23 protein-coding genes and 1 pseudogene are annotated in these 25318 nt (G+C 72.1%); 8 read left to right on the forward strand and 16 right to left on the reverse strand.

Features of this window, described 5'->3' with window-relative positions; all coding sequences use genetic code 11:
- Positions 1 to 13: 13 nt before the first annotated feature.
- The 9 genes from ACZ4MF_RS14885 to ACZ4MF_RS14925 form a co-directional block, all read right to left on the reverse strand.
- On the reverse strand, positions 14 to 1726 hold the full coding sequence (locus ACZ4MF_RS14885; protein ID WP_467492403.1) for a carbohydrate binding domain-containing protein: 1713 nt from the start codon (positions 1724 to 1726) through the stop codon (positions 14 to 16).
- Positions 1727 to 1880: 154 nt separating this feature from the next.
- Positions 1881 to 3530, reverse strand: a complete 1650-nt coding sequence (locus tag ACZ4MF_RS14890; protein ID WP_467492404.1) for an allantoin permease — start codon at positions 3528 to 3530, stop codon at positions 1881 to 1883.
- A gap of 123 nt (positions 3531 to 3653) precedes the next feature.
- Positions 3654 to 4661 carry an isopenicillin N synthase family dioxygenase gene (locus ACZ4MF_RS14895; protein WP_467492405.1) on the reverse strand — a complete coding sequence of 336 codons (1008 nt, stop codon included), beginning with the start codon at positions 4659 to 4661 and terminating at the stop codon, positions 3654 to 3656.
- A 46-nt stretch (positions 4662 to 4707) separates the two neighbouring features.
- On the reverse strand, positions 4708 to 6195 hold the full coding sequence (locus tag ACZ4MF_RS14900) for a class I adenylate-forming enzyme family protein (RefSeq protein ID WP_467492406.1): 1488 nt from the start codon (positions 6193 to 6195) through the stop codon (positions 4708 to 4710).
- Entirely contained in the window at positions 6192 to 7058 is an 867-nt protein-coding gene (locus ACZ4MF_RS14905) for an alpha/beta fold hydrolase (RefSeq protein WP_467492407.1), read from the reverse strand. The genes ACZ4MF_RS14900 and ACZ4MF_RS14905 overlap by 4 nt, the downstream gene beginning before the upstream one ends.
- Before the next feature lie 15 nt (positions 7059 to 7073).
- Positions 7074 to 8033, reverse strand: a complete 960-nt coding sequence (locus ACZ4MF_RS14910) for a cucumopine synthase-related protein (RefSeq protein WP_467492408.1) — start codon at positions 8031 to 8033, stop codon at positions 7074 to 7076.
- Positions 8030 to 9580 (reverse strand): FAD-binding oxidoreductase, encoded by a 1551-nt coding sequence (locus ACZ4MF_RS14915; protein WP_467492409.1) that lies wholly within the window; start codon positions 9578 to 9580, stop codon positions 8030 to 8032. Before ACZ4MF_RS14915 ends, ACZ4MF_RS14910 begins: the two co-directional genes overlap by 4 nt.
- A 1194-nt stretch (positions 9581 to 10774) precedes the next feature.
- The gene (locus tag ACZ4MF_RS14920; RefSeq protein ID WP_467492410.1) at positions 10775 to 11290 is read right to left on the reverse strand and encodes a DUF2231 domain-containing protein; all 516 of its coding nucleotides are present in this window, start codon (positions 11288 to 11290) and stop codon (positions 10775 to 10777) included.
- A 102-nt stretch (positions 11291 to 11392) separates the two neighbouring features.
- Complete coding sequence (locus ACZ4MF_RS14925; protein WP_467492411.1) at positions 11393 to 12325, reverse strand: LysR family transcriptional regulator; 933 nt, start codon at positions 12323 to 12325, stop codon at positions 11393 to 11395.
- A gap of 182 nt (positions 12326 to 12507) precedes the next feature.
- Here ACZ4MF_RS14925 and ACZ4MF_RS14930 point away from each other — a divergent pair, with 182 nt between their 5' ends.
- From ACZ4MF_RS14930 to ACZ4MF_RS14940, 3 genes are all read left to right on the forward strand, one after another.
- A complete protein-coding gene (locus ACZ4MF_RS14930; protein ID WP_362820065.1) occupies positions 12508 to 12810 on the forward strand; it encodes a muconolactone Delta-isomerase family protein in 303 nt (100 codons plus the stop codon).
- 184 nt (positions 12811 to 12994) lie between these two features.
- Positions 12995 to 14137 carry a YbfB/YjiJ family MFS transporter gene (locus tag ACZ4MF_RS14935; protein ID WP_467492574.1) on the forward strand — a complete coding sequence of 381 codons (1143 nt, stop codon included), beginning with the start codon at positions 12995 to 12997 and terminating at the stop codon, positions 14135 to 14137.
- Positions 14138 to 14215: 78 nt separating this feature from the next.
- On the forward strand, positions 14216 to 15334 hold the full coding sequence (locus ACZ4MF_RS14940; protein WP_467492412.1) for a CapA family protein: 1119 nt from the start codon (positions 14216 to 14218) through the stop codon (positions 15332 to 15334).
- 3 nt (positions 15335 to 15337) lie between these two features.
- Here ACZ4MF_RS14940 and ACZ4MF_RS14945 read toward each other — a convergent pair whose 3' ends face one another.
- On the reverse strand, positions 15338 to 15997 hold the full coding sequence (locus ACZ4MF_RS14945; RefSeq protein WP_467492575.1) for a dienelactone hydrolase family protein: 660 nt from the start codon (positions 15995 to 15997) through the stop codon (positions 15338 to 15340).
- 168 nt (positions 15998 to 16165) lie between these two features.
- Between ACZ4MF_RS14945 and ACZ4MF_RS14950 the strand changes: the two genes are divergently transcribed.
- Complete coding sequence (locus ACZ4MF_RS14950) at positions 16166 to 16585, forward strand: CBS domain-containing protein (protein ID WP_467492413.1); 420 nt, start codon at positions 16166 to 16168, stop codon at positions 16583 to 16585.
- 94 nt (positions 16586 to 16679) lie between these two features.
- Positions 16680 to 17480: a GNAT family N-acetyltransferase gene (locus tag ACZ4MF_RS14955; RefSeq protein ID WP_467492414.1), complete on the forward strand. Its 801-nt coding sequence runs from the start codon at positions 16680 to 16682 to the stop codon at positions 17478 to 17480.
- A gap of 144 nt (positions 17481 to 17624) precedes the next feature.
- On the opposite strand, the pseudogene ACZ4MF_RS14960 reads toward ACZ4MF_RS14955, so the two are convergent.
- Positions 17625 to 18092: pseudogene (locus tag ACZ4MF_RS14960) on the reverse strand (hypothetical protein); the annotation flags it as partial.
- Between the two features lie 509 nt (positions 18093 to 18601).
- A complete protein-coding gene (locus ACZ4MF_RS14965) occupies positions 18602 to 19183 on the reverse strand; it encodes an ATP-binding protein (RefSeq protein ID WP_467492415.1) in 582 nt (193 codons plus the stop codon).
- Between the two features lie 275 nt (positions 19184 to 19458).
- Here ACZ4MF_RS14965 and ACZ4MF_RS14970 point away from each other — a divergent pair, with 275 nt between their 5' ends.
- Together ACZ4MF_RS14970 and ACZ4MF_RS14975 are read left to right on the forward strand one after the other, a co-directional pair.
- A complete protein-coding gene (locus ACZ4MF_RS14970; RefSeq protein ID WP_467492416.1) occupies positions 19459 to 19869 on the forward strand; it encodes a VOC family protein in 411 nt (136 codons plus the stop codon).
- 147 nt (positions 19870 to 20016) lie between these two features.
- Positions 20017 to 21240, forward strand: coding sequence for an alginate lyase family protein (locus ACZ4MF_RS14975; RefSeq protein WP_467492417.1), 1224 nt, complete (start codon positions 20017 to 20019; stop codon positions 21238 to 21240).
- Between the two features lie 42 nt (positions 21241 to 21282).
- On the opposite strand, the gene ACZ4MF_RS14980 is transcribed toward ACZ4MF_RS14975, so the two are convergent.
- Both ACZ4MF_RS14980 and ACZ4MF_RS14985 read right to left on the reverse strand, forming a co-directional pair.
- Positions 21283 to 21978: an alpha/beta fold hydrolase gene (locus tag ACZ4MF_RS14980; RefSeq protein WP_467492418.1), complete on the reverse strand. Its 696-nt coding sequence runs from the start codon at positions 21976 to 21978 to the stop codon at positions 21283 to 21285.
- Between the two features lie 125 nt (positions 21979 to 22103).
- On the reverse strand, positions 22104 to 22946 hold the full coding sequence (locus ACZ4MF_RS14985; RefSeq protein WP_467492419.1) for a class I SAM-dependent methyltransferase: 843 nt from the start codon (positions 22944 to 22946) through the stop codon (positions 22104 to 22106).
- Positions 22947 to 23083: 137 nt separating this feature from the next.
- Between ACZ4MF_RS14985 and ACZ4MF_RS14990 the strand changes: the two genes are divergently transcribed.
- Positions 23084 to 23668 carry a TetR/AcrR family transcriptional regulator gene (locus ACZ4MF_RS14990; protein WP_467492420.1) on the forward strand — a complete coding sequence of 195 codons (585 nt, stop codon included), beginning with the start codon at positions 23084 to 23086 and terminating at the stop codon, positions 23666 to 23668.
- A gap of 52 nt (positions 23669 to 23720) precedes the next feature.
- Here ACZ4MF_RS14990 and ACZ4MF_RS14995 read toward each other — a convergent pair whose 3' ends face one another.
- A complete protein-coding gene (locus ACZ4MF_RS14995) occupies positions 23721 to 24542 on the reverse strand; it encodes an SDR family NAD(P)-dependent oxidoreductase (RefSeq protein ID WP_467492421.1) in 822 nt (273 codons plus the stop codon).
- Between the two features lie 105 nt (positions 24543 to 24647).
- Complete coding sequence (locus ACZ4MF_RS15000; RefSeq protein ID WP_467492422.1) at positions 24648 to 25226, reverse strand: TetR/AcrR family transcriptional regulator; 579 nt, start codon at positions 25224 to 25226, stop codon at positions 24648 to 24650.
- Between the last annotated feature and the right edge of the window lie 92 nt (positions 25227 to 25318).

Here is a 25318-nt window from a genome sequence, read left to right on the forward strand (position 1 = left end):
GGGGTGGCGGTGGTCAGCTCAGGGTGAAGTCGTCGGCGTAGACGTCGGACTGGCCGTACCAGCCGTGGACGTAGACGGTGACGGTCGCGCTGCTGCCGGTGGTGAAGGTGACCGACTGCTGGTTCCACGTCGAGCTGTTCGACCACGTGCTGGCGGTGGCGCCGCCGCTGACCCCGATGTAGGCGTACGGGCCCTGGGTCCAACCGCTCAGCGTGTAGCTGTGGTTGGGGGACAGGGTGACGGTCTGGTCGCACTCGCCCGTGCTGCTCGCGCCCGGTGTGACCTGGAGGCCGTGGCTGCCGGAGTGGACCGGGGTCGAGACCACCGCGCTGCCGCCCGTGCAGGTCCAGGGGCCGAGACCGCCGGTCTCGAAGCCGGCGTTGGTCAGCGAGCCGCCACCGCCCCCGCCCCCGCTGGAGGTGACGGTGAGCGTGTACGTCGCGCTGTGGCTGCCACTGGCGGCCGTACCGGTGACGGTGATGGGGTAACTGCCCGCCGCCACCGATGAGTTGACCGCCGCCGTCAGGGTCGACGCGCTGCCGGAGCTGACCGACGCCGGGCTGAAGGAGACGCTGACACCGGAGGGCGCGCCGGTGGCGGAGAGGCTGACCGACTCGGCGCTGCCGGAGGTGACGGCCGTGTTCACGGTCGCGCCGGCCGAGCCGCCCGGGGCGGCCGAGGCGGAGCCGGGTGACAGGGAGAGCGAGAAGTCGCTGCCCGTGGTGCCGCCTCCACCGCCCGAGCTGCCCTCGTACGGTACGAACGCGTCCGTGAAGGCGAGGCTGTTCTGGCTGATCTCGCTGCACGTGGGCAGGGAGTTGGCGCTTCCGCCGCACGGCTGGTCGCGGGTGACCGCCCAGAACGCGAGGCGTCCGACGCCGTTCTGCGCGGCGAAGTTCTCCACCGTCTGCGCGTCCGCCGGGGTGAACGTGGAGCCGTCGTCGTTCTTGCCGATCATCGGGGTGATGCCGAGGTTGGCGTACGTGTAGCCGGAGTCGACGGACTGCATCTGCGCCAGCGTGGCCTTGGCGGCGTCGACGGCGCCCTGGCCCATCTCGGTGCCGGTGCCCGCGTAGTAGTCCATGGCCATGATGTTGACCACGTCGATCTTGATGCCGGCGTTCTTGGCGGCCTTGAGGATGTTGACGCCGTCACCCGTGAGCCCGCTGGTCAGCACCGGCAGGGTCATGGAGAACCGGAGGTTCGGGTTGGCCGCCTTGAGGTCCTTCATCGCCTGCATCTGCCGGGCCGCCGCCGCGGTGTCCGCGACCGCGGCACCCTCGACGTCGAAGTCCAGCTGGGTGACGCCGTAGTCGTCGATGAGGGCCTGGTATCCGGCGTCGATGCTGCTCTGTGTGGAGCAGGTCCAGGCGAGCGGCTCACCGCTCGCCCCGCCGGAGGAGATGATGACCGACGCGCCCTCGGACTTGGCCTTGGCGATCTCGGGGTCGGTGTAGGAGTCGTTGCCGATGGGGAGCGTGTCGCCCCAGATCTGGTTGCAGCCCGTGCCGAGCACGAAGGCCGCGGTGTAGGCCTTGAGGCCGTGTCCGGTGACGGCCGTGTCGAGCAGGCCCTCCTGACCGTTCGACATGTCGACATAGGGAGCCACGGAATAGACGCTGCCCGCCGCGGACGCGGCACTGCCGGCGGGCGCCAGGGCCGTGGCCGCGCCGGTAGCTGCCAGTGCGAGCGCGCAGGCGGAAGCCGCGAATCTTGCCAGGTGCATGACATTGCCCCTTTCGGGGATGCCCCTCGGGCGTTCGAGTGATGGGGAGTTGGTACATACCAAACCGCCCGAGAGTGCACCCGTCAAGAGGACTAGACCAAATCAAAACCATCCAGGGTTCTGATACCCGTTCAGGCGGTGACCCCCGATCGGCCTACGCGCCGGCCGGCAGCACGTGGTCGCCCGCCTTGTCCGTGCTCAGGCACAGCGAGCACACGACCGCGCCGTGCGCGGTGCACGCCGTCAGGTCCGGGCGCTCGTACGGCTGGTGGCACACGTGGCAGTCGAGGGTGACCGCACTCGGGTTGCCGTCCGCGTCGAGCAGCGGCTCGGTGATGCCGTCGTCGGTGCGGCGCAGGTAGTACCTCCCCTTGGTGACGACGGCCATCACAGGGGTGAGGACGAAGGCGAGCACGGCCGCGGCGACCGGGGAGTACGGCTGGAGGGTGTCGCCCAGCAGATGGAAGTACATCGCGATCGACAGGCCGGAGGCCGCGACGAAGGCCACGACGCCCACCGGGTTGACGGCGTACAGCATGCCGCGCCGGAACTCGGGGGTCAGCGGGGACAGCTTCAGCACGTACTTGTTGACGCCGATGTCGGTCGCGACCGTGACCACCCAGGCGATCGCGCAGTTCGAGTAGAAGCCCAGGATGCTGTTGAGGAAGCTGAACATGTCCGCCTCCATCAGCGCCAGGGCGAAGCCCAGGTTGACCAGCACGAAGATCATCCGGCCGGGGTAGTGCCGGGTGACCCGGGTGAAGGAGTTCGTCCACGCCAGCGAACCGGAGTACGCGTTCGTCACGTTGATCTTGATCTGGCTGATCACCACCAGCGCCACGGCCAGCGGGACGACCATCCAGGACGGCATCATCGCGTCGAAGGCGCCGCGGAACTGCTGGATCGGCTCGGTCGCGGCGGCCGGGCCGACCTTCGCGAGGATGTAGACGGCGAGGAAGACGCCGATGGCCTGCTTCAGCGCACCCAGCACCACCCAGCCCGGGCCCGCCATGACGACGGCGGTCCACCACGTGCGCTTGTTCGCCTCGGTCCTCGGCGGCATGAAGCGCAGGTAGTCGATCTGCTCGCCGATCTGCGCGATCAGGGACAGACACACACCGGCGCCGAGCAGCACGGACGCGGTGTCGACCCCGCCGCCGCCGTCGGTGCCGGCGTAGGAGAGGAAGCGGTCGACCGTGCCGGGGTCGGTGGCGATCAGGTAGGCCAGCGGGCCGACCATCAGCAGCAGCCAGATCGGGGTCGTCCACACCTGGAGCTTGCTGAGCGCCTTCATGCCGTAGATCACCAGCGGGATGACCATCAGCGTGGCGGCCAAGTAGCCCAGCCACAACGGCAGTCCGAGGCCCAGCTTCAGGCCCTGGGCCATGATCGAGCCTTCGAGGGCGAAGAAGATGAAGGTGAAGCTGGCGAAGATGACGCTGGTGAGGACCGAGCCGTAGTAGCCGAAGCCGGAGCCGCGGGTGATCAGGTCGAGGTCGATGTTGTAGCGGGCGCCGTAGTAGGCGAGCGGGAGCCCGGTGACGAAGATGACGACTGCGGCCACCGCGATGGCCACGAGCGCGTTGCCGGTGCCGTGGGCCAGGCCGATGCCGGCGCCGATGGAGAAGTCGGCCATGTAGGCGATGCCGCCGAGCGCGGTCGTCGCCACGACCATGGGGGTCCAGCGCCGGTAACTGCGCGGAGCGAAACGGAGGGTGTAGTCCTCCAATGTCTCCTGGGCGGCCTGCCCGGCGGCATCCTGCGGCGTGGCCGCTGCCGGCGGCCGTGACTCCGTGGTGCTCATGTCGCGCCTCCCGGTGCTGCGTGCGTACGGTCGTGTATACGACCCTGGTCCCACGGCCGGTCACGCTAGAAAGCCGTTGTTACCCCCGCTCCCCGCCCTCGTGAACGCGGCGTTTCCGAGAACTCACCCGCCGCCCGGGGGACTTGTCGCCTGCCGCGCCGCCAGCAGCGGGTTCCGGTACGGGTGCGTCGCGTCGAGCCGGGACGTCAGGTACTCGCCGGCCACCTGGGGGGCGTAGCGGGGTTCGGCACCGGGGGCGAGGCAGCTGGGAAGACACGCGATGCGGGCCCGGTAGGGCGGGGTGACGAACAGCGGGATCGAGTACCGGTCGGTGTCCGGCGGGTTGACCACCCGGTGCGGATTCGAGACCCAGCGGTCGTTGGTCCAGATCGCCATCAGATCACCGAGGTTCACCACCAACAGGCCTTCCGGCACCGCCACGTGGATCCAGGTGCCGTCGCGCCGCATGACCTCCAGTCCGCCCACCCCGTCGTCGGCCAGCAGGGTCACCGTGCCGTAGTCGGTGTGCTCCCCGCAGCCGAGCCGGCCGGGGGCGGGCCGCGCGTGCCGCCGCGGCGGATAGTGCAGCAGCCTGAGGTGGTACATCACCTCGCCGCCCTCCATCGTGAGCAGGTGGTCCGCCGGCAGCCCCAGGGCACGGGCGAGGGTGCGCTGGACCCGTTCGGCGGCCTCGACCGCCTCGGCCCAGTAGGCGCTCCAGGCCTGTCGGAAGCCGGGCAGATCCGGCAGCTGGTTCGGGCCGAAGGTCGGGGTGCCCGCCAGCACTTCGGGGTGGTCGGGGCCGTGCTCGCCACCGGTGTCCAACCCCTCCTTCAGATCGCCGGTGGTCCCTTCGTCCAGGGCCTCGGCACCGATGCCGAAGTACCCGCGATGGCAGGTCGACCGGCTGATCGCGAGCGCGTGCTTCGCGGCGTCGGGCAGCGCGAAGAACTCCCGGGCGGCCGCGAACATCGCCGCGCGGGTCTCGGGCCGCACCCCGTGACCGGCGGCGAGGAAGAATCCGGTCTCCCGGCAGATGCGGTCCACCCCGGCCGCCACCGCGTCCCGCTCGGGACCCGGCGCCGCCCCGGTGGCGAAACCGCTGATGTCGACAACTGGCAGGCCGGCCATGGGATCTCCAGGAAGTTGAGGGTGGGACGGTCTCACGGTCCTCATGTCACTCGGGCAGGTGCGGGCGCCGCAGTACCCGGCGCAGGACCTTGCCCGTCGGGCCGCGTGGAAGGCTGCTGACGATCCACGCCTCATGGATCCGTTTGGGCGCGGACACCCGGGCCGCCACGAACGAGACGAGCTCCTGCGGGCTCACCGGCGCGCGCAGGGTGACGAAGGCGACCGGCACCTCACCGGCGCGGGCGTCCGGCCGTGCGACGACGGCGGCCTCGGCCACGGCGGGATGCCTGCCGAGCACCGCCTCCACCTCCGCCGGCGACACCTGGTGCCCCTTGCACTTGATGAGGTCCTTGAGCCGGTCGGTGATCCAGAGATAGCCCTCGTCGTCCACATGGCCGACGTCGCCGGTGCGCAGCCAGCCGTCCGCGCCGAGGACCCGCCGCGTGGCCTCCGGATCGCCGAGGTAGCCGGCCATCAGCCCCGGCCCGGCGATGTGCACCTCGCCCGACGCGCCGGCGGCCGCCTCCCGGCCGTCCCGCACGATCCGGATCCGCACACCGGGCAGGGGCAGTCCGGCCGAGCCGGGCCGGGCACGGCCGTCCACCGGGTTCACCGTGATCATCGGCCCGCCCTCCGTCATGCCGTACCCCTGCGCGACCACGCAGCCGAGCCGCTGCGCACAGGCGCGTTCGAGCTCGGCACCGGCGCCGGCACCGCCCACGTACACGACGCGCAGCGCGCTCAGGTCGTACCGGTCCACCAGCGCGCTGGTGGCGAGCAGGTCGACGAGCGGCGGCGGGACGATCGTCTGCGTCACCCGGTGGCGGCTGAGCGCGCCGAGGAACGCGGCCGGGGTGAAACGGTCCATCGTGACCACGGTGGCCCCGGCCGCGAGCCCTCGCAGCAGCACTCCGCAGACTCCCATCACATGCGCGAACGGGGCCAGCGCCAGCACGACGTCGTCGGTGCCGAGCGGCAGTGGACCCGCCGCCTGACGCAGGTTGGCGACCAGGCCGCCATGGGTAAGCACGGCGCACTTCGGCAGGCCCGTCGTGCCGCTGGACAGGACGAGCAGCGCCGGATCACCGGCGCGGACCGTGACGGGTGCCGCGGCGGATTCCGCGGCCCGGCGGTCCGGCAGGCGGTCGAGCACCGGTCCGGCGCCCGCCCGTGCGGCCGCGGCGCGGGCCGACGCCCGCAGCGCGGGCGTCGTGACGACCACGGCGGCACGGCTGAGCGCGAGCTGGTCGGCGAGTTCGTCCTCGGTCGCCCGCGTGCCGCACAGCACCGCGGCGGCGCCCGCCCGCAGCACGGCGAACAGCGCGGGCGCGAAGTCCGGGACATTGGGCAGGTGCAGTGCGACCACGTCACCGCGCCCGACCCCCAGGGCGGAGAGCCCGGCCGCCCCGCGCCGAGCGCGGTCCGCGAGCGCGCGGCAGGTGAGCGATCCGGTTCCGTCGTCGGCGACGATCGCGGTCCGCCCGTGCGGCGCGGCGCCGAGCACGTGCTGCGCCAGCCCGCCGTCGCCGCTCACGAGGGATCGGTGAAGTGCTTGGCGAGGAAGCCCCGCACCGCCGCCAGGAACGGCTCCCTCTCCTCGACGAAGGCGAAGTGACCGCTGTGTTCGCACACGACCAGTTCCGCCTGCGGCACACCGGCGGCGATCGCCTCCGCCGCCGCGACCGAGCAGACCCGGTCGTCCCGGCCGGCGAACAGCAGCATCGGGCCTTTGACCTGGTCGAGACGGTCCCGCACGTCGATGCCGCCGTAGCCGTTCGCCGCGAAGTGCCGCAGCACGGCAGGTGCGTACCGGGTGTCCTTCGTGCGCTCCAGGTACTCCGCGATGCGCGGGTCGGCGGGGTCGGCGAACAGGAAGGGCAGTTGTGCGTCCAGGGCGTCCCGCGCCTGCGCGGGGGTGCGCACCCGGGTGGAGCGTTCCATCGCCGCGCCCACCTTGTCGCGCAGTTCGGCCGGCCGGAACGTCTCCAGCGCCGCGTCGGCGTGCGCGAAGTACGTGACGGACGGCACGGCGGCGCACAGGATGCTCGCGACGTCCGAGGTCGGCTCGTCGACGGCGTGCTGGAGCGCGACGAACGCCCCCAACGAGTGGCCGAGCACGGCGTACTCACCCAGGTCCAGGGCGCGCGCGACCGCGCCCACGTCCGCCGCCAGGCGTTCGAGCGTCCAGCTGTCCTCGGCGGACGAGACCGAACGGCCGTGGCCGCGCTGGTCGATGAACAGCAGGCGGTGGCTGTCGGCGAGCGGGTCCAGGTAGTCACCGAAGGACCCGTGGTCGAGGCCCGCGCCGTGCAGCACGAGCACCGCCGGTCCGCTGCCCCGTGCCACGACATGCAGTGCGGTGTCCCCGATGTCGACCATCGCACCGTCAACGGTCATGGTGTGCCTCCTGGTTCAGACGCGCTCGACGGTGAGCCACATGTGCTCCTTGGTACGGAAGGTGCTGTCCCAGGCGGACCGGCCGACCTTCCGCAGCGCGTCGATGTCGGCGGCGACGACCCGGCCGAGCACCGGAGCGCGCAGCGTCTCGGTGGTGGACCCGTACTGGACGACGAGCTTGTTGCCGGTGGCCTGGGAGAAGCGCAGCCTGCCCACGGGGGCGTCGCGGATGCGTTCCGTCACCGGTGTCGGGGCCACACTCACCAGCGGTGTCCAGGCGTACATGGACGCACCGGTCACGACCGCGTGGTCCTGCAGCACCGTGAACGGCAGAGCGCCGAGGAAGTCGTCGCACAGGCGGTCGTTGAGGTCGCGGCAGACCTCCGCGACGACCTCGACGCCCAGGGGCTCCCAGCGGAGCCGGACCGGCGCGCGCACCGAGGAGCCCTCGTCGCACGCGGCCGGCGCCGCCTGCGGCACGGCGGCGGACGGGGCCCCGTCGTAGCGGTACGCCTCGCCGACGTGCCACGGGAAGTAGTGATGGGACCAGGCCGTGAGGCGGTTGACGTACGCGACGAACGCGGACAGCGCCGCGACGAGCCGACGGTGGTCGCGGACACCGGACTCGACCATGAGCCGGGCGTGATCGGCCAGCCGCTCGAAACCGTTGTACCGCAGGAATTCGCCGTACATGGGAACCCAGCTGCGCAGTACCGCCAGCGCGCTGTCCACGCCGATCTCCCGGTGGGTCACCATGCGCAGCGCCTGGTAGAGGTTCATGGAGTAGTCGCGCAGGATCCCGTTCGCCAGATCCCAGGTGGTGAAGTACTGGCCGTACGAACCTGGTCGGTGGGGGAGTGCGCCGGTGCGCAGGGCGTGGATCTCCTCGGGTTCCCGGGCCAGCAGGTGTGCGGTCAGGGACCGCAGTTCGGACCAGGCCCGGGCCTCGGTCGTCTCGGTCGGCGTGGGGGTCATGGAGCCTTTCCTGTGTCGTGCGTGACCGGTCGGCCCGCGCGGGTCCGTGGGGGCGGGGTGTAGCGGCCGGCGATGACGTCGTCCGGATCCAGAGCTCGCTTGAGCGCGGAGACGGTGCGCCAGAAGCCGTCGTCGGTGCGCTCGATGAACGGGCCCGCCGAGTCAACGTCCAGACGCATCGGGTAGATGCCGCGGACTTCCAGCCGTCGGTGCAGTTCGTCTCGCAGGGCATGGGCGCGGGACACCGCGCCGGGGCTGCGTCGGTCGAAGTAGAAGGGGAAGAAGCCGGACAGGGCGGTGGGGCCGATCATGCCGAACAGGCACGCGGCCGTGATGCCGGCCTCGTCGGCGGCGGCCCGGACCTCCGCGACGCAGGCGGCCACGTGGGCTCCGGAGAACGGCAGCGTCACGTTGGCGCACAGGAAGCCGGGCAGCTCGCGGTCGTGGTCCAGGCCGGCCGTCCCGGGCGGGAAGGACTTTCCGGCGGACCGGGCGATGTTCTCCAGCGAACGGTCCGAGGGGGCGCCGTGGGCGAGACGCAGCCGGGCTTCCAGCAGGGCGCGGTCCTCGCCGTCGCGGGCCCGGAGATCGTCGTGCTCGGTGTCGAAGCAGTCCGTGCGGTGCACCAGGGCGCTCATGCGGCGCCGCATCTCGCGGCCGGCCTCGGCCCGCAGCGCGCTGGTGCCGTAGAGCGTGATCTGTGCCTTCCAGGTGGCCCCTGTGCCGCGTCGGAAGAACCGGATGTGGGGGTCCATGCCGTCGGTGATGCGGACGTACCCGTTGATGACGCTGTCCTCGCGGGCCTGGCGCAGCGCGTCGACGACGGCGGGCAGCCTGGCCTCGGCGGCTTCGAGCGTCAGCTCCCGGAAGGGCCGGGCCGGGTGCAGGCGCAGCACCATCTTCGTGACGATGCCGAAGCTGGACTGCACGAACAGGCCGCGCAGATCCGGTCCGAGACCCGGCGGATAGTGCTGGATCATGTCGCCGGACTGCCGCAGGTGCCACAGTCCGGTGCGCACCACCTCGCCGTTTCCCAGGGCCACTTCGACGCCGAGCAGGTCGTCGAAGCGCGCGCCGAGATGGCCGCCGCCGTGGTCGAGGACGTTGCCCACGATGCTGGTCTCCCGGCCGGCTCCGGTCACATTGAGTTTCAGGGCGCAGCCCAGACCCGTGAGGTGGTCGGCGAGCTGTCCTTGGGTCGTGCCGGGTTCGAAGACGGCGTAGCGGTACTGCGTGTTGACCTCGATGACGCGATTCATCCGCCCGAGGTCGACCAGGGCCACCGGCCCGCGGGGCGGCAGCGCCGATCCGAATCCCCAGTTGCGGCCGGTGCTGAGGGGGTACAGCGGCACTCCGGTCGAGCGGGCCACGTCGATGATGTGCCGTACGTCATCCGGTGCCGAAGGACGCAGCAGAGCAATCAGCTCACGGGGACGGTACTCCGACGTATTCATCTGATAGGCGGCGAGGACCTGCGTATCGGTCGAGACCGCCGTGGTGCCGAGTACGGCCCGCCAGTCGGCCACCGCACGGTCGATTTGTTGCATGCTTTTCGTAATCGGCCCTGCCCCCCTTTATATGACGGATTCCATGATCAGGGACGGGGTGGTGGCTTGTCAAAGAAGCGAAATGGGGCGCACATGATAACGAGAGATTTTTATATGATGAGAGATGGTCGAAGGCGTGTGTCGTGGCCGGTGTTCGGTGCTGCTATATTCGGCGCGCGATGCGCGCGCGACGGCTTCAATATTATTTACGGGCCGGTCGGTGATGTGCCCGACGTGGTACCCGGAATTAATTTCGCAATCTATTTCCGTGGGCGCAACCGGATTCAATATTCCGGAAAATGCGAGAGAATTCGGCAGGAGGCGACATGCCGATGAACCCGATTTCGGCAATACGTTTGAGGACTGTTCCGTTCCTCGATGTCACTGATCCCGAATTCGACTTCCGCGGGCCGAGGCGGCCGCGGCGCAGGCGAGCAACTGGTGCGCCGAAGGCCCGATCGGGCTCGTGGTCCTGCGCTACGCCGAGGCGCAGGAACTGCTGCGCGACCCTCGCTCAACGCAATCCGGTGAGACCCATCTGGCGATGAACGCAGTGCTCGACGGGCCGCTGTACGACTGGTACCTGCCGATGATCATCAATCAGGACGGCGAGAACCACCGTCGCCTGCGCGGGGCGGGGTCTGGCACGCACTCCCTCAGAGGGGGCACCCCCAGCGGCGTTGTCGTCACTCGCCGGCTCCCCCACGCTCGGCTTCGCTCGCGCGGGAGGGACCCCATCGCGTCGACTCCCTCTCCGCCTTGCAGCTGCACGCACCAGACCCCGCTCGGGTCCGCCGGTCCGCACTGTTCATCACGGCCGGCGTGATCCAAACGACACCCCTAGCCGTGTCAGGCGTTCTGGAGGAGCGCCCGCAGTCCGGCGGTGTCGATGACACGGGCCGGGACGGGAACACGTCGTGGACGAGCCTGGTCCAGGTGCGCGGCGTGGCCCTGCCGGTTGCCGGTCGGCCGGTGACGTCCTGCGCGGTCCGCTCGCCCGCCGCCATGTCCCGGACGGCGAGGGCTTTGCTTCGAAAGGGATTCGCGCCCGCGGCCCTGGCCGAGGCCGCACCCCCGGGCGTACGCGTCCTCCCTGCGCGCGGCGGTCCCCAGGAACGACGGCGATACGCCCGGCACGGAGATTCCGTGCCGGGCGTATCGGCAGGCCGCCGGGCCGGACGTGACCGCTGCGCGTCAGGAACCGTCCGCCGACTTGGTCGCCGTCTTCGAGTAGGCGTCGTGCCAGGCGGCCTTCGCGCCGGAGTCGCCGATCCGGTAGACGTCGACGACCGCGCCCACCGCCACGGCCAGCGAGAGCACGCCCACCGCGATCCGCACGGGCAGGGCCGACCAGCGCAGGGCGCCCCCGCCCTGGCCGGACTCCGCCTCGGTGCGCCGCCCGGCCCACCACACGAGCGCCGCCAGCACGAACAGGCCCAGGGCCCATGGCAGCAGCCCGTCGCCCAGCTCGGTGTGCCGGCGCACGAGGGGGTCGGAGTCCACGTGCCGTTCGAGCCACTCCCCGGCATGCGTCGTCAGCGGCACGCTCACCAGGGCGACGAAGGCCACCAGCGGCAGCACCAGCCCCAGCCGGCGGGCGGCGCGCGGCCACAACGCGGCCGTGACCAGGGCCAGCGCGGTGAGGGGGATCAGCACGACGACCACGTGCACGAACAGGACATGTGCGGGCAGACCGTTGATCAGAGTCATCCAGGGGCTCCTGAGGGGGGGATGGGCGCGTCAGCCTGCCACAGCAGACTCTCAGTCACCTCTGAGCCCGCTCAGCCGTACGCACGACGGTGCGCGCGGGTGTCATGCCCGCGCGCGCCGGTACGGATCGCCCTCGGGCAGCCAGGCACCCGGGCCGTGGATGCCGAGGTCGCCCACGCCGTCGCGGAGGGCGTCGACCACGGCGAGCACCGCGGACCGGGCCTCGTCGGCACGCCACACCACCGACCAGGTCCAGTGGACCTCCGGTCCCACCACGGGGCGCCGGACCAGGTCGGGCGGGAGCGGATTCGTCTGGCCCTTGGGGCAGTTGACGACCGGACGGTCACTGCGGCGCACGTGGTCGAAGAAGGCGGGGCCGGTGACGCCGCCGTCGCCGATGTGCACCGCACGCGCGCCCGTGTCCCTGGCCAGCTGCTCGGCGTAGACGTTCCAGGACGACCAGGACGTCACGTCGGCGTCGATGAGGACGGCGGTGTCCCGGGCCGCGACATCACCGGTGTCGGCACCGGCGGCGACGGCGTAGAGCCGGTCGGCGCCGATGAGCGCGGCCCGCAGTCCGCGTCTCTCCAGGTCCTCGGTGCGCACCCAGCACACCGCCACGTCCAGGCCCCCCTCGGCGACCCGGGCCGCCTGGGTGTGGGAAGGGGCGACCCAGGCGTCCACATGGACCTGGGCCACCGGCGACGTGCGGGCGGTCAGGTCCGCCGGCAGCCAGTTGACGTATCCCAGCCGTACCGGTTCCGAGCCGGACAGGGCACCCGCGTGGCGCTCCAGGTCCGCGGCCCGGGCCAGCAGGTCGCGCACCCGGGGGAGCAGCGCGGAGCCCGCCGGAGTGAGGGAGACCGAGCGGCGGTCGCGGTCGAAGAGGCGCACGCCGAGGTCGCGTTCGAGAACCTTGATCTGCTGGGAGAGGGAGGGGCCGGCGATCAGGAGCCGTGCGGCGGCCCGGCCGAAGTTCAGCTCTTCGGCGACCGCCACGAAGTACCGCAGTTGGCGCAGCTCCACGGCGCTCATGCTACGGCCGGTAGGAGGCTCTGCCTATCAGAAGGGAGGAACCCGGTCGTGGCGCCCGGCCGGCGGCGGACGGACGATGAGGGAACGGCGGCCCGGTGCCGGAGACCCGCGCACCTGGGCGCCGCAGCACCCGTGGCGCACCGGTCCTTGCCGGACGCCCCAGTGAACGGAGGAGCCGGGCCATGCGAGAGTTCCTGGTCGAGATCACCACGACCGTCCCCGAGGGCACGAGCCAGGACGAGGTCGACCGCCGACGCGCGGCCGAGGCGGTCCGCGCCCGGGAACTGGCCGCCGCCGGCCGTCTGGCACGGCTGTGGCGCCCGGTCGGCGAGCTGCGCAGCATCGGCATCTGGCGCGCCGCCGACGAGGACGAGCTGCACGAGAAGGTGCTCGGCACCCTGCCGCTGCGTCCGTGGATGACCCTCGCCGTCACCGCGCTGGAGCCGCATCCCAACGACCCCGGCCGCGGCGTCGGCACCGAGTGACGCGTACGACACCCAGGACACGTACGCCTTCCGATTCCCGTGTGGCCCATGCGGCCCCGTATCGCCGGACGAGGACCCCTTCATGACCGTACGTCCCCTGCGCGCGGCCTCGCACCGAGGAAGCGGCTCCCTCCCCTCGCCCTGGGGGCATGTCGCCCGGGTCGCGGCGGCGCTCGCCGCGGGGATGGGGGTCGGCCGGTTCGTCTACACGCCGATCCTTCCCCTGATGCAGGCTCGGGCGGGGCTCTCCGCGGGCGCCGGAGCCGACCTGGCCACCGCCAACTACGCCGGCTATCTCGTGGGCGCGGTCGCGGGCATCCTGTGTCCCGCGCTGGTGCGCTCACCCACCGTCCTGCGCGTCTGCCTGACCGCCCTGGCCGGCAGCCTGGCCGCCATGCCCGCCACCCACAGCACCGCGGTGTGGACGGCGCTGCGGCTGTCGGCCGGGGTGGCGAGCGCGCTGGTCTTCGTCATCGCGGTCAGCTCCCTCCTGGGTCACCTGCGCGAGCACCCGGCCCACCTGCCCGGCTGGGGCTTCGGCGGTGTCGGAGCCGGCATCGCGCTGTCCGGCCTGCTCGTCCTCGCGGTGCATTCCGTCGCCGACTGGCGGGCCGCCTGGTACGCGGCGGCCGCGCTCGCCGCGCTTCTGGGCGCGGCGTCCTGGAACCTGCGCCCCGAGGCCCCCGCGCAGGCGGCCGAGCACCCGGGCGGGGACCCGGCCGGTGCGGCACGGATGCGCACCCACCGCTGGTTCACGGCGCTGTTCGTCTCGTACACGCTGGAAGGCGTCGGCTACATCGTGGCCGGCACCTTCCTGGTGTCCGCGATCGAGCAGAGCACGCCGGGCCCGGTCGGCAGCGGAGCCTGGGTCCTGGTCGGGCTGGCGGCCGTACCGTCCTCGGCGCTGTGGGCCTGGCTCGGCCGCCGCCGGTCCCGGCCCGGCCTGTTGCTGGCCGCGCTCGTCGTCCAGGCGGTCGGCATCGCCCTGCCCGCCCTGACGACGTCGGCGGCGGCCGCTCTGCTCTGCGCCACCCTGTTCGGCGGGACCTTCATCGGCATCAGCACCCTGGCCCTCGCCATCGGGTCCCACCTGCGCTTCCCCCGTTCCGTCGCCCTGCTGACCGCCGGATACTCCGTCGGTCAGATCCTCGGTCCACTGGCCGTGGCACCCCTGCTCCGGCACGGCTACCACCAGGCACTGATGCTGGCCGCGGCCGTGGTCCTGGCCGCGGCCGCGGCAGCCGCCGTCCTGCGCATCGGATTCCCGCAGCAGGCGACGCCGGCCCGGCGCACCCCCGCGGTCCGGGCGGGTGACACGGCGCGGTGACCCCAGTCGCACGGCCTCTCCCCGTCGGAAAATGTCCCGCAGCAACAGCGGGGGCTGCCGCCGTCCTAGGGTGGAGGTATGGGCGGCGGCACGGTGACCCTGTTCCTGTGCGGTGACGTGATGCTCGGGCGCGGCGTCGACCAGATCCTCCCGCACCCCGGAGACCCGGAGCTGCGCGAGGACTACGTCACGGACGCCCGGTCGTACGTCGAGCTGGCCGAGGCCGTCGGCGGACCGATCCCCGCGCCGGTCGATCCGGCCTGGCCGTGGGGCGAGGCGCTGCCGCTGCTGGAGCGGGCCGCCCCGCACGTCCGGATCGTGAACCTGGAGACGGCCGTCACGCGCAGCGACGCGTTCGCCCCCGGCAAGGCGATCCACTACCGGATGCACCCGGACAACCTCCCCGCGCTGACCGTGGCCCGGCCCGACGTGTGCGTCCTGGCCAACAACCATGTGCTGGACTTCGGCCGGCCCGGGCTGGAAGAGACGCTGGACTCCCTGACCGGTGCGGGCCTGCGCGCCGCGGGCGCCGGGCGCGACGCCGAGGAGGCCCGCGCGCCCGCCGCGGTCCCCGCCGGGCCCGGCCGCCGCGTACTGGTCTTCGCCCTCGGCGCGCAGTCCAGCGGCATCCCGTCCGGCTGGGCCGCGACCACCGACCGGCCGGGCGTCGCCCATGTCCGCGAGCTGTCGGCCGCGGCCGCCGGGACCCTCGTACAGCGGGTGCGGGCCGCGCGGCGACCGGGCGACATCGTCGTCGTGTCGGTGCACTGGGGCGCCAACTGGGGCTACCCCGTCCCTCCTGAGCAGGAGCGCTTCGCGCATGCCCTGATCGACGGCGGTGTCGACCTCGTCCACGGGCACTCCTCGCACCACCCCCGCCCGGTCGAGGTGTACCGGGACCGGCTGATCCTCTACGGCTGCGGCGACTTCATCGACGACTACGAGGGCATCTCCGGCTACGAGCGGTACCGCGACGACCTCCGCCTCGGCCACCTCGTCTCGGTGGACGCGGACACCGGTGCCCTCGCCGGGGCGCGGATGATCCCTCTGCAGGCGCGACGGATGCGGCTGGAGCACGCCGGAGCCGAGGACCGCGCATGGCTGCGCGCGACCCTCGCCCGGATCAGCCACGGCGTACAGGTCGACACACGGCCCGACGGCACACTCGGCCTCGTATTCCGGCCGGCCGCCCGGTGACCCTCACTCCGGCGGCGCCGCGCGCAGGCGCTCCGCGCACCACTCGCGGACCGTGTCGGCGACCTGTTCCAGCGCGCCGGGTTCCTCGAACAGGTGGGTCGCGCCCGGGATGACGCGCACGGCGTACGGGACCCGGAGCCGGCGCGCGGCCTCCTCGTTGAGCCGCAGCACCTCGTGGTCCTGGCCGCCGACGACGAGCAGGACGGGCGCGCGTACGGCGGGCAGCGCGGAGCCCGCCAGATCGGGGCGCCCGCCCCGCGAGACGACGGTCAGGACGCCCGCGGGGCGCTCGGCGGCGGCCTGGAGGGCGGCGGCCGCGCCCGTGCTGGCGCCGAAGAGGACGACGGGCAGGTCACGGGTGCCGGGCCGGGCGCCGAGCCACTCCATCGCGGCCACCAGGCGACGCCCCAGCAGCGCGATGTCGAAGCGGTGCTCGCCGGTCACGAGGTCCCGCTGTTCCTCCTCGGCGGTGAGCAGATCGATCAGCAAAGTGCCCAGCCCGGACTCGCGCAGCGCGGCGGCCACGGCCTGGTTGCGCGGACTGTGCCGCGAACTGCCGCTGCCGTGCGCGAACAGCACCACGGCCGGCGCGTCGTCCGGCACCACCAGATCACCAGGGAGCGCGGCGCCGTCGGCGGGCACCACGACCGTCTCGGACATCATGGTCATTGGTCATCGACTTCCCCAGGGGACTGCGACGGTTCTCGGCCGTCTCCTGCGACTTCCTGCACCTCTCAGGTACCCCGGCGCACGTCCGGCTACCGATTGAAAGCCCAACAGGACATCACGACGCACGCGGGTGCACGCTGGCTGGGGATGGAGGGAACAGCGATGACTACTGCGAAGGACATCATGCACCCGGGTGCCCAGTGGGTACCCCGGTACGAGACGCTGGACCGCGCGGCACAGCTGATGCGGGACCACGGCGTGGGCGCGCTTCCGGTCAGCGACCCCGAGAACGGTGACCGCATGTGTGGCATCATCACCGACCGTGACATCGTGGTGAAGTGCGTGGCCGCGGGGCATGACCCCGCGAAGGTGACGTGCGCGGAGATCTGCGAGGGCACACCCCGCTGGATCGACGCCGCCTCCGACATCAAGGACGCCCTGCGGGAGATGGAAGGCCGCCAGATCAAGCGTCTGCCGGTGGTCGAGAACAAGCGCGTGGTCGGCATGATCAGCGAGGCCGACATCGCCCGGAACCTGAGCGAGGGACAGCGCGCGGAGTTCGTGCAGCGGGTCTACGCCTAGAGCGACCACGTGGTCGTCGATGGTGTCCGTGCCCGGCACCGACGGGCCGGTCCCGTCGTTGGGCCTGGTGACCGTGTGTCACCGAGGAGGCCTGATGAGGGATCGTACGGAAGCCATCGAATCCATGGAGCAACTCACGCTGGTCTGGCGCGCGATGGTGCTGGACCGGGACCCGCACGCCGATGTGCGGGACCTTCCGGGCATCGCCGTGCGCTGGGCCGACTCCCGGTTCGCGTTCTGGAACTGCGTCACACTCACCGAGGTCGACGCGGACCCGGCGCTGCTCGGCCGACGCCTGGTCCAGGCGGCGGACATCATGCGCGCCAAGGAGCAGCCCGGGTTCCTGTGGCTGTTCGACGACCTCCTCGACGACGAGGCGCGCGCGGGAGTGCGGGCGGCGGCCGAGAAGGCGGGCCTCGCGTACGGCTTCCCCGGTACCGGCATGGCCGGAGATCTCCTGCCCGTCCCCGAGCCGTCCCACCCCGACCTGACCTTCGCACGCGTCACCACGGAGGAACAGCTCCGGGCGTACGCGGACCTGAACTCACGCGCCTACGGCTTCCCGCTGGAGCACGGCCGTGACGGGCTCCTCGGCTCCACGCTGTGGAAGAGCCGGGTGCACGCCTACCTCGGTCTGCGCGACGGCGTCCCGGTGACCTGCGCCGGCACCGTGGAGGCCGACGGCCGACTCTTCGTCGCACTCGTCGCCACCGCCCCGGAATGCGAGCGGCGCGGATACGGCGAGGCGGTGACCCGCAAGGCCCTGTACGAGGGCGCCAGGGCGACCGGGCTGACCCGGGCCACCCTGCACGCGACGGCGGCCGGTGCGCCCGTCTACCCCCGCATCGGCTTCCGGCCGAACTCGCCTGTGGGCTTCTACGGCCTGAAGGCGTGACGGCACCCCCCAACCCCCCTTGCCGGTGAGCACGGCCTCGGCCCGGTCGCCGCGCACCGTGTCGACGAACACCCCGGGGTCGTCGGTAAGTTCGTCGCCGCGCCAGGCCACGTGACCGTCCGGGCGGACCAGCACGAAGGACCGTTCGTAGAGCGTGGCGGCCGCTCCGCCCGCCCCGGCGTGGATCGTCAGCGGAACGCCTCGGCCGGCGAACGCACGCTCCACGTCCGGGAGTCGGCCCGCCCCGGCGAAGCACAGCAGGGCGAAGCCCCGCAACGAGGCGATGTCGGCGGCGAGTTCGGCCGGCAGCGGAACGGCGAGGCGCGCCGCCTCGTCGATCGTGTCCTTGGCCAGGGCGATGGCCCGGTCCAGGCTGCCCGCCCTGGTGAACGCGTCGACCGCGGTCTTCGCTAGGCGGACGCGCCCAGGCTGGCCGGGAGACAGCGACTCCATGCCGCGGGTCGCGAGCGATGCGGCGAGCGAGGGATCGGTGGCCAGCAGCCGCTGGGGCCCCTCGGTGATGACGCGCAGCGCCTCCGCGTTGCCGGGCTGGGGGACGTGCACCAACTGGAGTGCGGCGCGCTCGATGCCACCTGGTCGCGACAGCAGCATCTCCGCCGCCTGCCGGCGCAGCAGCGCGCACACGGGTGGCGGCACGGAGTCGAGCAGGACCCGCCAGACGTGCTCGCTGCGGAACGCCAGATCGCGCTGGCCGCAGACGAGGAGCCCCCGGTCGACCGCTTCGTCCACCGCCGCCAGCAGGCCCACCGGCGCCTCACCGAGCAGGGCCGACAGATCCTCCGGAGCGAACGGCGAACCGAGCACGGCCGCCGGCCTGAGCGCCCTCGTCGTGGCCTCGGAGAGCGAGCGGAGATCCTTCTGGACCAGCACGGAGAAGCGCCTGGGCACCGGTGCCGGCAGGCGCACGTCGGACCCGCCGCGGGCGCCGCCCGTCGCGGCGGGCTGCAATCGTGAAGTGCCGTCGACCACACATGAGTCACCGTCCTCCACGAGGCCGCGCACCAGCTCGATCACCGCCCGGGGAGTGTCGTTGACACTCTCCGCCAGGGCGAGCAGCCCCGCGTCGGGGGCGGCTCCGACGCAGTCGGCGACCAGCAGGCTCAGCGCGTCGCCCGAGAGCGGGCCCAGCTGCCGCAGGTGCTCCACCGGGAGCCTGCCGCGCAGCCTGCCGAGGCAGCCCAGCACGACTCGTAGGGCGTGGCGCGGCTGTCCGGGGTGAAGGTGAGCAGCCAGAGGATCGGCCGGCCGCCGAGGCCCGCGATGAGGTCGCACAGCTCCGCCAGGTCGGGGAGGTTCGCCAGATGCGGATCGTCGAGCGTGACGACGGTACGGACCGACTCCGCCTTGTTGTGCAGCAGCGCCCGTGCGGCCTCGATGGCGATGGAGGCCCGCCGGGTGCGGAATCCGTCCTCGCCGGTACGGGACAGGGGCGGCGCGTGCGGAGCCGCCCTGGAGACGGTGTCGCAAGCGCGGGGGACGCCGTCGACGACCGAGAAGCCCATCGCACCGGCCAGCGCGGCGGCCTCGACGAGCAGCCGGGTCTTGCCCGCGCCCGGCGCCCCCTCCACCAGCAGGATCCTGCTCCGCCGGGTGTCCGTCACCGTGTGCAGACGGGCACCGATCTGTGCCAGCTGTGCTTCCCGCCCGGGCACCTGCGGCAGTGGTTGTGCAGTGGGCCCCATGACGCTCCATGTCCGATTTTGAAGGGACGCAGACTAGTACGTACCCGGCTGCCCGCGCGGTGCACACGGGCGCGAGGACCGGAGGGGAGGTGCGGAGGGCTCACTGGTACACAGGTGGTGAACGCGTGGCGCGCGGTCGCTCCGTCAGCGCCGCCCCGGGAGGACGTCCCGCGCGGCCCAGTGGCCCACAAGGTGACGAATCATCAGATAGGGCGCGGCACCCGGTTAGCATGGCCGCCTGCCGGACACCTGACAACGCCGAAGGAGCGAGCGGCATGGAGATCGCGTCGTCGCAGAAGATCACCACGTTCTTGATGTTCGAGGGTGACGCCGAGGAGGCGATGACCTTCTACGTCTCGCTCTTCGACGACGCCGAGGTCGTGCACCTCACCCGCTACGGTTCCGGCGGTCCCGGCAAGGAGGGGAGCGTGCAGCACGCGACGTTCTCGCTCGCCGGTCAGCAGTTCATGTGCATCGACAGCCCCGCACGGCACGACTTCAACTTCACCCCCTCGGTGTCGCTCTTCGTGCAGTGCGACAACGAGGCCGAGATCGACCGTCTCTTCGCGGCCCTCGCCGAGAACGGCACGGAGCTGATGCCGCTGGGCGAGTACGGCTTCAGCCCCAAGTTCGGCTGGGTGAACGACCGGTTCGGCGTCTCCTGGCAGCTCAACCTGCCCGCCTGAGCGGGGAGCAGTCCGCTCCCGAGGCAGGCGGACGTCGAACGCCCCACGGATTCCCGCCCCTTGACGACCTTCTGGTCCGTACCTATGGTCGTCGGTCAGCGCAACGTTCATGCTGTCAGATGCTGTTCACATATGAGGACGGGTCTCATGCAGGACACCGCCATACCCGCTCGACGTCGCCACACCTCCAGGCGCCCCACCCTCGCGCTCGCCGCAGCCGCCGCCCTGCTGACCACCGGACTGCTCTCCTGGCCCGGCGCCCAGCGGGCACAGGCCGCTCCCACCGCCTTCGCGCACCCCGGCGTCACCGTCTCGCGTGCCCAACTCGACTTCGCGCGGGCCAAGGTGCTCGCCGGCGCCCAGCCCTGGAAGGGCGCGTACGACCGGATGACGGCGAGCCCCTACGCCAGCCTCAGCCGCACGGCCAAGCCCCGCGCCGTCGTCGAGTGCGGTCCCTACTCCAACCCCGACTACGGCTGCACGGACGAGCGCGAGGACGCCATCGCCGCGTACACCGACGCGCTCGCCTGGTACGTCACCCGGGACGACCGGTACGCGAGGAAGGCGATCGAGCTGATGGACGCCTGGTCCGCCACGCTCACGGACCACACCGACAGCAACGCGCCCCTGCAGACTGCCTGGGCCGGCGCCTCCTGGGCCAAGGCCGCCGAGCTGATCAAGTACACGTACACCGGGACCTGGGCCGACTCCGGCCGCTTCGCCACCCTGCTGCGCACCGTCTACCTGCCCAAGGTCATCAACGGCTCCCATTCCAACGGCAATTGGGAGCTGACGATGATGGAGGCCGCCGTCGGCATCTCGGTCTTCCTGGAGGACAAGGCGTCCTACGACTCGGCCATGGCCCGGTTCCGCGCCCGCACCGCGGCCTATGTGTACCTCTCCTCCGACGGCGCCCTGCCGAAGACCGTGTCGAGCCAGAACCTGAACACCCGCGACAAGATCGTCTCGTACTGGCAGGGCCAGTCCACCTTCGTGACGGGACTGACCCAGGAGACCTGCCGCGACTTCACCCACACCGGATACGGCATCTCGGCCATCTCGCACGTCGCCGAGACCAGCCGCATCCAGGGGCAGGACCTCTACGGCACCGACGTCGGCGAACGGCTGCGGCAGGCGCTCGGCTTCCAGTCCGGATACGAGCTCGGCGCCGCCGTCCCGAGCTGGCTGTGCGGCGGATCCCTCAAGCTCGGCCTCGGTCCCGTCACCGAGGTCGGCTACAACGCCCTGCACAACCGCCTGGGCATCGCCATGACCAACACCCAGACGCTGACCGAGCGGAACCGTCCCGCCGGCACCGACAACCTCTTCGTGGCCTGGGAGACCCTCACCGACGGCGACAACCCCAACTGACGTGGCAGGGCGGCCGGTTCTCGAACCCGCACCTTCGACGAGTCAGGCCACGGCGGCCAGCTCGACCAGATGGCGGGCCGTGCCGGCGGGATCGACGATCTGGTGCAGGTGCGCGCCGGGCAAGCGGGCCACGCGCCAGCCACGGGCGCCCGCCTCGGCGGCGAGATCGTCGTACGGAGGGCCGAACAGCAGGTAGGAACAGGGGTGGTCGTCCCAGCCGGCGGGGACCGGGATCCGCTGCTCGTAGTAGGACAGCGGCAGGGTGGGCTGCTCCTCGACGACGGTCCGCCGCACCACCGGATCGGCGAACATGGGGGCGACGTCCGCCTCCTCCCACCAGTCGGTCCAGCGCGGCAGCCTGCCGTGCACGGCCAGGGGGCGGAGGAAGTCCAGCAGTTCCGGTGCGGCGACCGGGGTCGCTCCGGTGCGGGCCGGCAGCGCCGCGTCCACGAAGACCGACGCGGCCACCGGACGGTCGAGCGCCGCGCGGATCGCGGGGAGGAACAGGCCCGCGTTGCTGTGCGCCACCAGCACGAGCGGGCTGTCGGCCGGCACGTGCCGTACGTCGTCCAGGACCGCCTCGGCGACGCGTGGCCAGAACGGCGGCTCACCGGTGCCGATGTGCAGCAGGGACGGCACGTGCACCCGGTGTCCCGCGGCCAGCAGGTGCTCGGCCACGGGACGCCAGGTCGACGGGCCCACGGACGGGCTGTGCACGAGAACGAAGGTCGTCTGCATGGGACGATCCTGCCGCCGGCGGAGGTGAGGAGGCGAGCGTCTCGGCCCACGGCAGAACGCGGCGCCGTACCTGCGCGCCCCGCACGCATGCGCGCCGGCCCGAAGCCGTCGGCCGACGGTGCTGGTCAGCGGTCCGCCGTGACGAGCCAGGCGGTGCTGCGCAGCCGGACCGTGCCGTCGGCGGCCTCGTGGGTGCGCAACTGGGCGACGAGCGTGTCGCGGGCGCGGGCCCGGGTCGGTGTGTCGGCCTGGGACGTGAGGTGGCGGCCGGGGCCGGTGCCGAGGAGGAAGTCCGCCGCGTCCTCGGCTCCTTGTCCCCAGTCGCCGTACGCCTGCGCCTGGTCGACGGTGACGGCGGTGAAACCGGCCGCGGTGAGCACGGCGCGGATGTGATCGGGGTCGGCCAGGGAGAACATGCCGGGCAGCCCCGGCCGGCCGAAGTCGCCGACCGGCAGGATGCCCCGGAGCGCGGCCACGGCCACCACCCAGTCGTTGCGTCCGGCATCGGCCGGGCAGACGAACGCCAGCCTGCCACCGGGGGTCAGGGCCCGGCCGACGGTGGTGAACGCGGCGACCGGGTCGGCGAAGAACATCACCCCGTAGCGGCTGATCGCCACGTCGAAAGAGCCCGCCTCGAAGCCGTGGACCTGCGCGTCGCCCTGGACGAAGGAGACGTTGGCGACGCCCTCCCGCTCCGCGCGGACCCGCGCCTCGGCCAGCATGGGGCCGGACAGGTCGAGGCCCGTCGCATGCCCCTCCGGTGCCCTGAGCGCGGCGAGGCGTGTGGTCCGCCCGGCGCCGCAGCCGACGTCCAGGACGCGATGGGACGCGGTGGGGGCCGCGGCGTCGAGGAGGAGGTCGTCGAAGCCGCCGTTCACGGCGTTCCAGCGGTCCTGGTTGCGGGCCCAGTGGATGCCTTCCGGGCCGTTCCATGCCTGTGCCTGCTCCGTGTTGACGATGTCGGACACGGGTCCCTCCTGCGGTGGACAGCGGATGATGGGCGTACGCCCAAACAGTATGGGCATACGCCCAAACCCGCAATGTCCGTTACGATCAAGGCAGTTGCGTGTCGCGTGAGCGGCGGATTCCGGAGAAAGAGAGGCCCATGGCACCGCGGGGAGTGGCGACGCCGGACGTGCGCGAGCAGTTGTTCGCCGCCGCCGAGCGCGTCGTGGAGAGGGACGGCCCCGGAGCCCTCACCAGCCGGGCCGTCACCACCGAGGCCGGCTGTGCCAAAGGGCTGCTGCACACGCATTTCGCGGGCATGGACGAGTTCGTCGCCGAGCTGTGTGTCGACCGCTTCGCCCGTACGGCCGCCAAGGCGCGGTCGCTGTCGGACCGGGTGGGGCAGGGTGCCGTGGCTCAAAACCTCGAAGCCGTCGCCCTCGCCCTGTTCGACTCCGGAGGCCCCGCGATCTCCGGCCTCGCCATGACCCGGCCCGGTGCCGCGCTGCGCATCCGTGACGCGCTGGAGGGCGGGGCGCCCGGCTTCGACGCCATCCAGAAGGCGGTCACCGGCTATCTGGAGGCCGAACGGCGGCTGGGCCGTGTGGCACGGACCGTCGACCCCGACTCGGCCGCCCTCGCCCTCGTCGGCGCCGCCCACCATCTGCTGATGACCGGCCGACCGGGCACACCCGATCCCCGTCCCGCCATGACGCGCCTGGTCGGCGCGCTGGTGGGCGGCTAGCGGCGCGACGCCGGGATGATCCCGACGACACCCCCTGGGCGGTGTCCTTCCCCTAGAGGGTGTCGTCGCCCCGTGGCGCGATGTGGAAGTCGAATGCCAGCGTGCCCGGATCCAGGGCAGTCGTGCCGCCGTCCACCGTGAGCACCGAGCCGTTGACGTACGACGCCGCCGGGGACAGCAGCCAGTCGATCGCCTCCGCGACTTCCCGCGGCTCACCCGGTCGCCCGAGCGGCATCAGCCGGGTCGCCTCCGCGTAGGCGGCCTCCGCTCCCGCGTCCCCCAGGCCCGCCTCCTGTGCGAACCGGGCCATGCGGCGGTCGGCCATCTCGGTACGGACCCAGCTGGGGCACACGATGTTGGCGCGCACCCCCGCACGCCCGTAGTCCACGGCAACGGAGCGGCACAGCTGGAGCAGGGCCGCCTTGGACGTGGCGTAGGCGGCGTTGCGGGTGCCGTTGCGCAGGGCGGACACCGAAGCGACGGCGACCACCGCGCCCTTGGACTCCAGCAGGTGCGGAATCGCGGCGCGCAGCAGGAGCATGGGCCCGGTGACGTTGGTGCGCATCACCTCGTCCCAGTCGCCGAGGTCCAGGTCGCCCACGGCTCCGCCGCGCCCGATCCCCGCGTTCAGGACCACCCCGTCGAGCCGTCCATGTGCCTCCAGGGCCGCCCGGACGAGACCGTCGGCCGTGTCGGGCGCACCGATGTCGGACGGGTACGCCAGCGCCCCGGTCTCCCGCGCCAGGCGGTGCAGGGGCTCGGCGCGGCGGCCGGAGGCGACCACCTGGTGCCCGCCCTCGCACAGCAGCCGGGCCGTGGCCTCCCCGATGCCCGAGCCCCCGCCGGTCACGATGACAACTCGCTTGTCCGCCACTGTAGTCAGGCCCTTCCGACGAGATCACCCGGACACCGTCCGACTCTAGGCCCGACGGCGGCACCGGTGATGACTTCCGGCCAGAGCGCGGCTGTCGGGCGCTGCTCAGTCGCCGACGGGCCGCGTGCGCAGGCCCGCCATGACCAGGTCGAGGAGGCGGGCGGCGCGGGGCGCCCAGTCGTCGTGCGGGTCGAGTTGCCACAGGCCCGCGATGGCGAGGAGGAAGTCGTCCGCGGTGATGCCGGGGCGGACGGTGCCGGCGTCCTGCCCGGTGCGGAGCAGGAGGCCCGCCGCCCTCGCCACCGGAGTGGGCGGCGGCTTCACCGGCCCTCCCGGGGTGCTGGTGGCCTGGCGGATCGCGTCGGCCAGCCCGGCCTTGGTCATGGCGAACTCGGCGAGCCGGTCCATCCACGCGCGCAGGGCCTCGTCGGGGGGCCGGGTCTCCAGCAGCTGGATCGCGCTGTCGGCGACCTGCTGCATCTCGTGGCGGTAGATCTCCAGCACGAGCGACTCGCGGTTGGGGAAGTTGCGGTAGAACGTGCCCTGTCCGACGCCGGCCTTCTTGGCGATCACGCTCAGCGGTGCGTCCGCGCACCGCGACAGTTCGACGAGTGCGACTTCGAGTATGCGCTCGCGGTTGCGCTGCGCGTCCGAGCGCCGGGGTGAGCCCTGCTGCTGCGGCACTCGTCCTCCTCATGGGTTCGTGGCGCGAACCCACCCTTGCTAAGCGGACAACTGTCCGGTACGTTCTCAGGTAACGGACAGTTGTCCGGTTG

The organism is Streptomyces sp. NPDC025793 (assembly GCF_055558375.1).

What these genes read in the sequence shown, in the direction of transcription:
- ACZ4MF_RS14885 (WP_467492403.1), bottom strand. Translation starts at nt 1,726, where the DNA reads ATGCACCTGGCAAGATTCGCGGCTTCCGCCTGCGCGCTCGCACTGGCA.
- ACZ4MF_RS14890 (WP_467492404.1), bottom strand. Translation starts at nt 3,530, where the DNA reads ATGAGCACCACGGAGTCACGGCCGCCGGCAGCGGCCACGCCGCAGGAT.
- ACZ4MF_RS14895 (WP_467492405.1), bottom strand. Translation starts at nt 4,661, where the DNA reads ATGGCCGGCCTGCCAGTTGTCGACATCAGCGGTTTCGCCACCGGGGCG.
- ACZ4MF_RS14905 (WP_467492407.1), bottom strand. Translation starts at nt 7,058, where the DNA reads ATGACCGTTGACGGTGCGATGGTCGACATCGGGGACACCGCACTGCAT.
- ACZ4MF_RS14910 (WP_467492408.1), bottom strand. Translation starts at nt 8,033, where the DNA reads ATGACCCCCACGCCGACCGAGACGACCGAGGCCCGGGCCTGGTCCGAA.
- ACZ4MF_RS14915 (WP_467492409.1), bottom strand. Translation starts at nt 9,580, where the DNA reads ATGCAACAAATCGACCGTGCGGTGGCCGACTGGCGGGCCGTACTCGGC.
- ACZ4MF_RS14920 (WP_467492410.1), bottom strand. Translation starts at nt 11,290, where the DNA reads ATGACTCTGATCAACGGTCTGCCCGCACATGTCCTGTTCGTGCACGTG.
- ACZ4MF_RS14925 (WP_467492411.1), bottom strand. Translation starts at nt 12,325, where the DNA reads ATGAGCGCCGTGGAGCTGCGCCAACTGCGGTACTTCGTGGCGGTCGCC.
- ACZ4MF_RS14930 (WP_362820065.1), top strand. Translation starts at nt 12,508, where the DNA reads ATGCGAGAGTTCCTGGTCGAGATCACCACGACCGTCCCCGAGGGCACG.
- ACZ4MF_RS14935 (WP_467492574.1), top strand. Translation starts at nt 12,995, where the DNA reads ATGGGGGTCGGCCGGTTCGTCTACACGCCGATCCTTCCCCTGATGCAG.
- ACZ4MF_RS14940 (WP_467492412.1), top strand. Translation starts at nt 14,216, where the DNA reads ATGGGCGGCGGCACGGTGACCCTGTTCCTGTGCGGTGACGTGATGCTC.
- ACZ4MF_RS14945 (WP_467492575.1), bottom strand. Translation starts at nt 15,997, where the DNA reads ATGATGTCCGAGACGGTCGTGGTGCCCGCCGACGGCGCCGCGCTCCCT.
- ACZ4MF_RS14950 (WP_467492413.1), top strand. Translation starts at nt 16,166, where the DNA reads ATGACTACTGCGAAGGACATCATGCACCCGGGTGCCCAGTGGGTACCC.
- ACZ4MF_RS14955 (WP_467492414.1), top strand. Translation starts at nt 16,680, where the DNA reads ATGAGGGATCGTACGGAAGCCATCGAATCCATGGAGCAACTCACGCTG.
- ACZ4MF_RS14965 (WP_467492415.1), bottom strand. Translation starts at nt 19,183, where the DNA reads ATGGGGCCCACTGCACAACCACTGCCGCAGGTGCCCGGGCGGGAAGCA.
- ACZ4MF_RS14970 (WP_467492416.1), top strand. Translation starts at nt 19,459, where the DNA reads ATGGAGATCGCGTCGTCGCAGAAGATCACCACGTTCTTGATGTTCGAG.
- ACZ4MF_RS14975 (WP_467492417.1), top strand. Translation starts at nt 20,017, where the DNA reads ATGCAGGACACCGCCATACCCGCTCGACGTCGCCACACCTCCAGGCGC.
- ACZ4MF_RS14980 (WP_467492418.1), bottom strand. Translation starts at nt 21,978, where the DNA reads ATGCAGACGACCTTCGTTCTCGTGCACAGCCCGTCCGTGGGCCCGTCG.
- ACZ4MF_RS14990 (WP_467492420.1), top strand. Translation starts at nt 23,084, where the DNA reads ATGGCACCGCGGGGAGTGGCGACGCCGGACGTGCGCGAGCAGTTGTTC.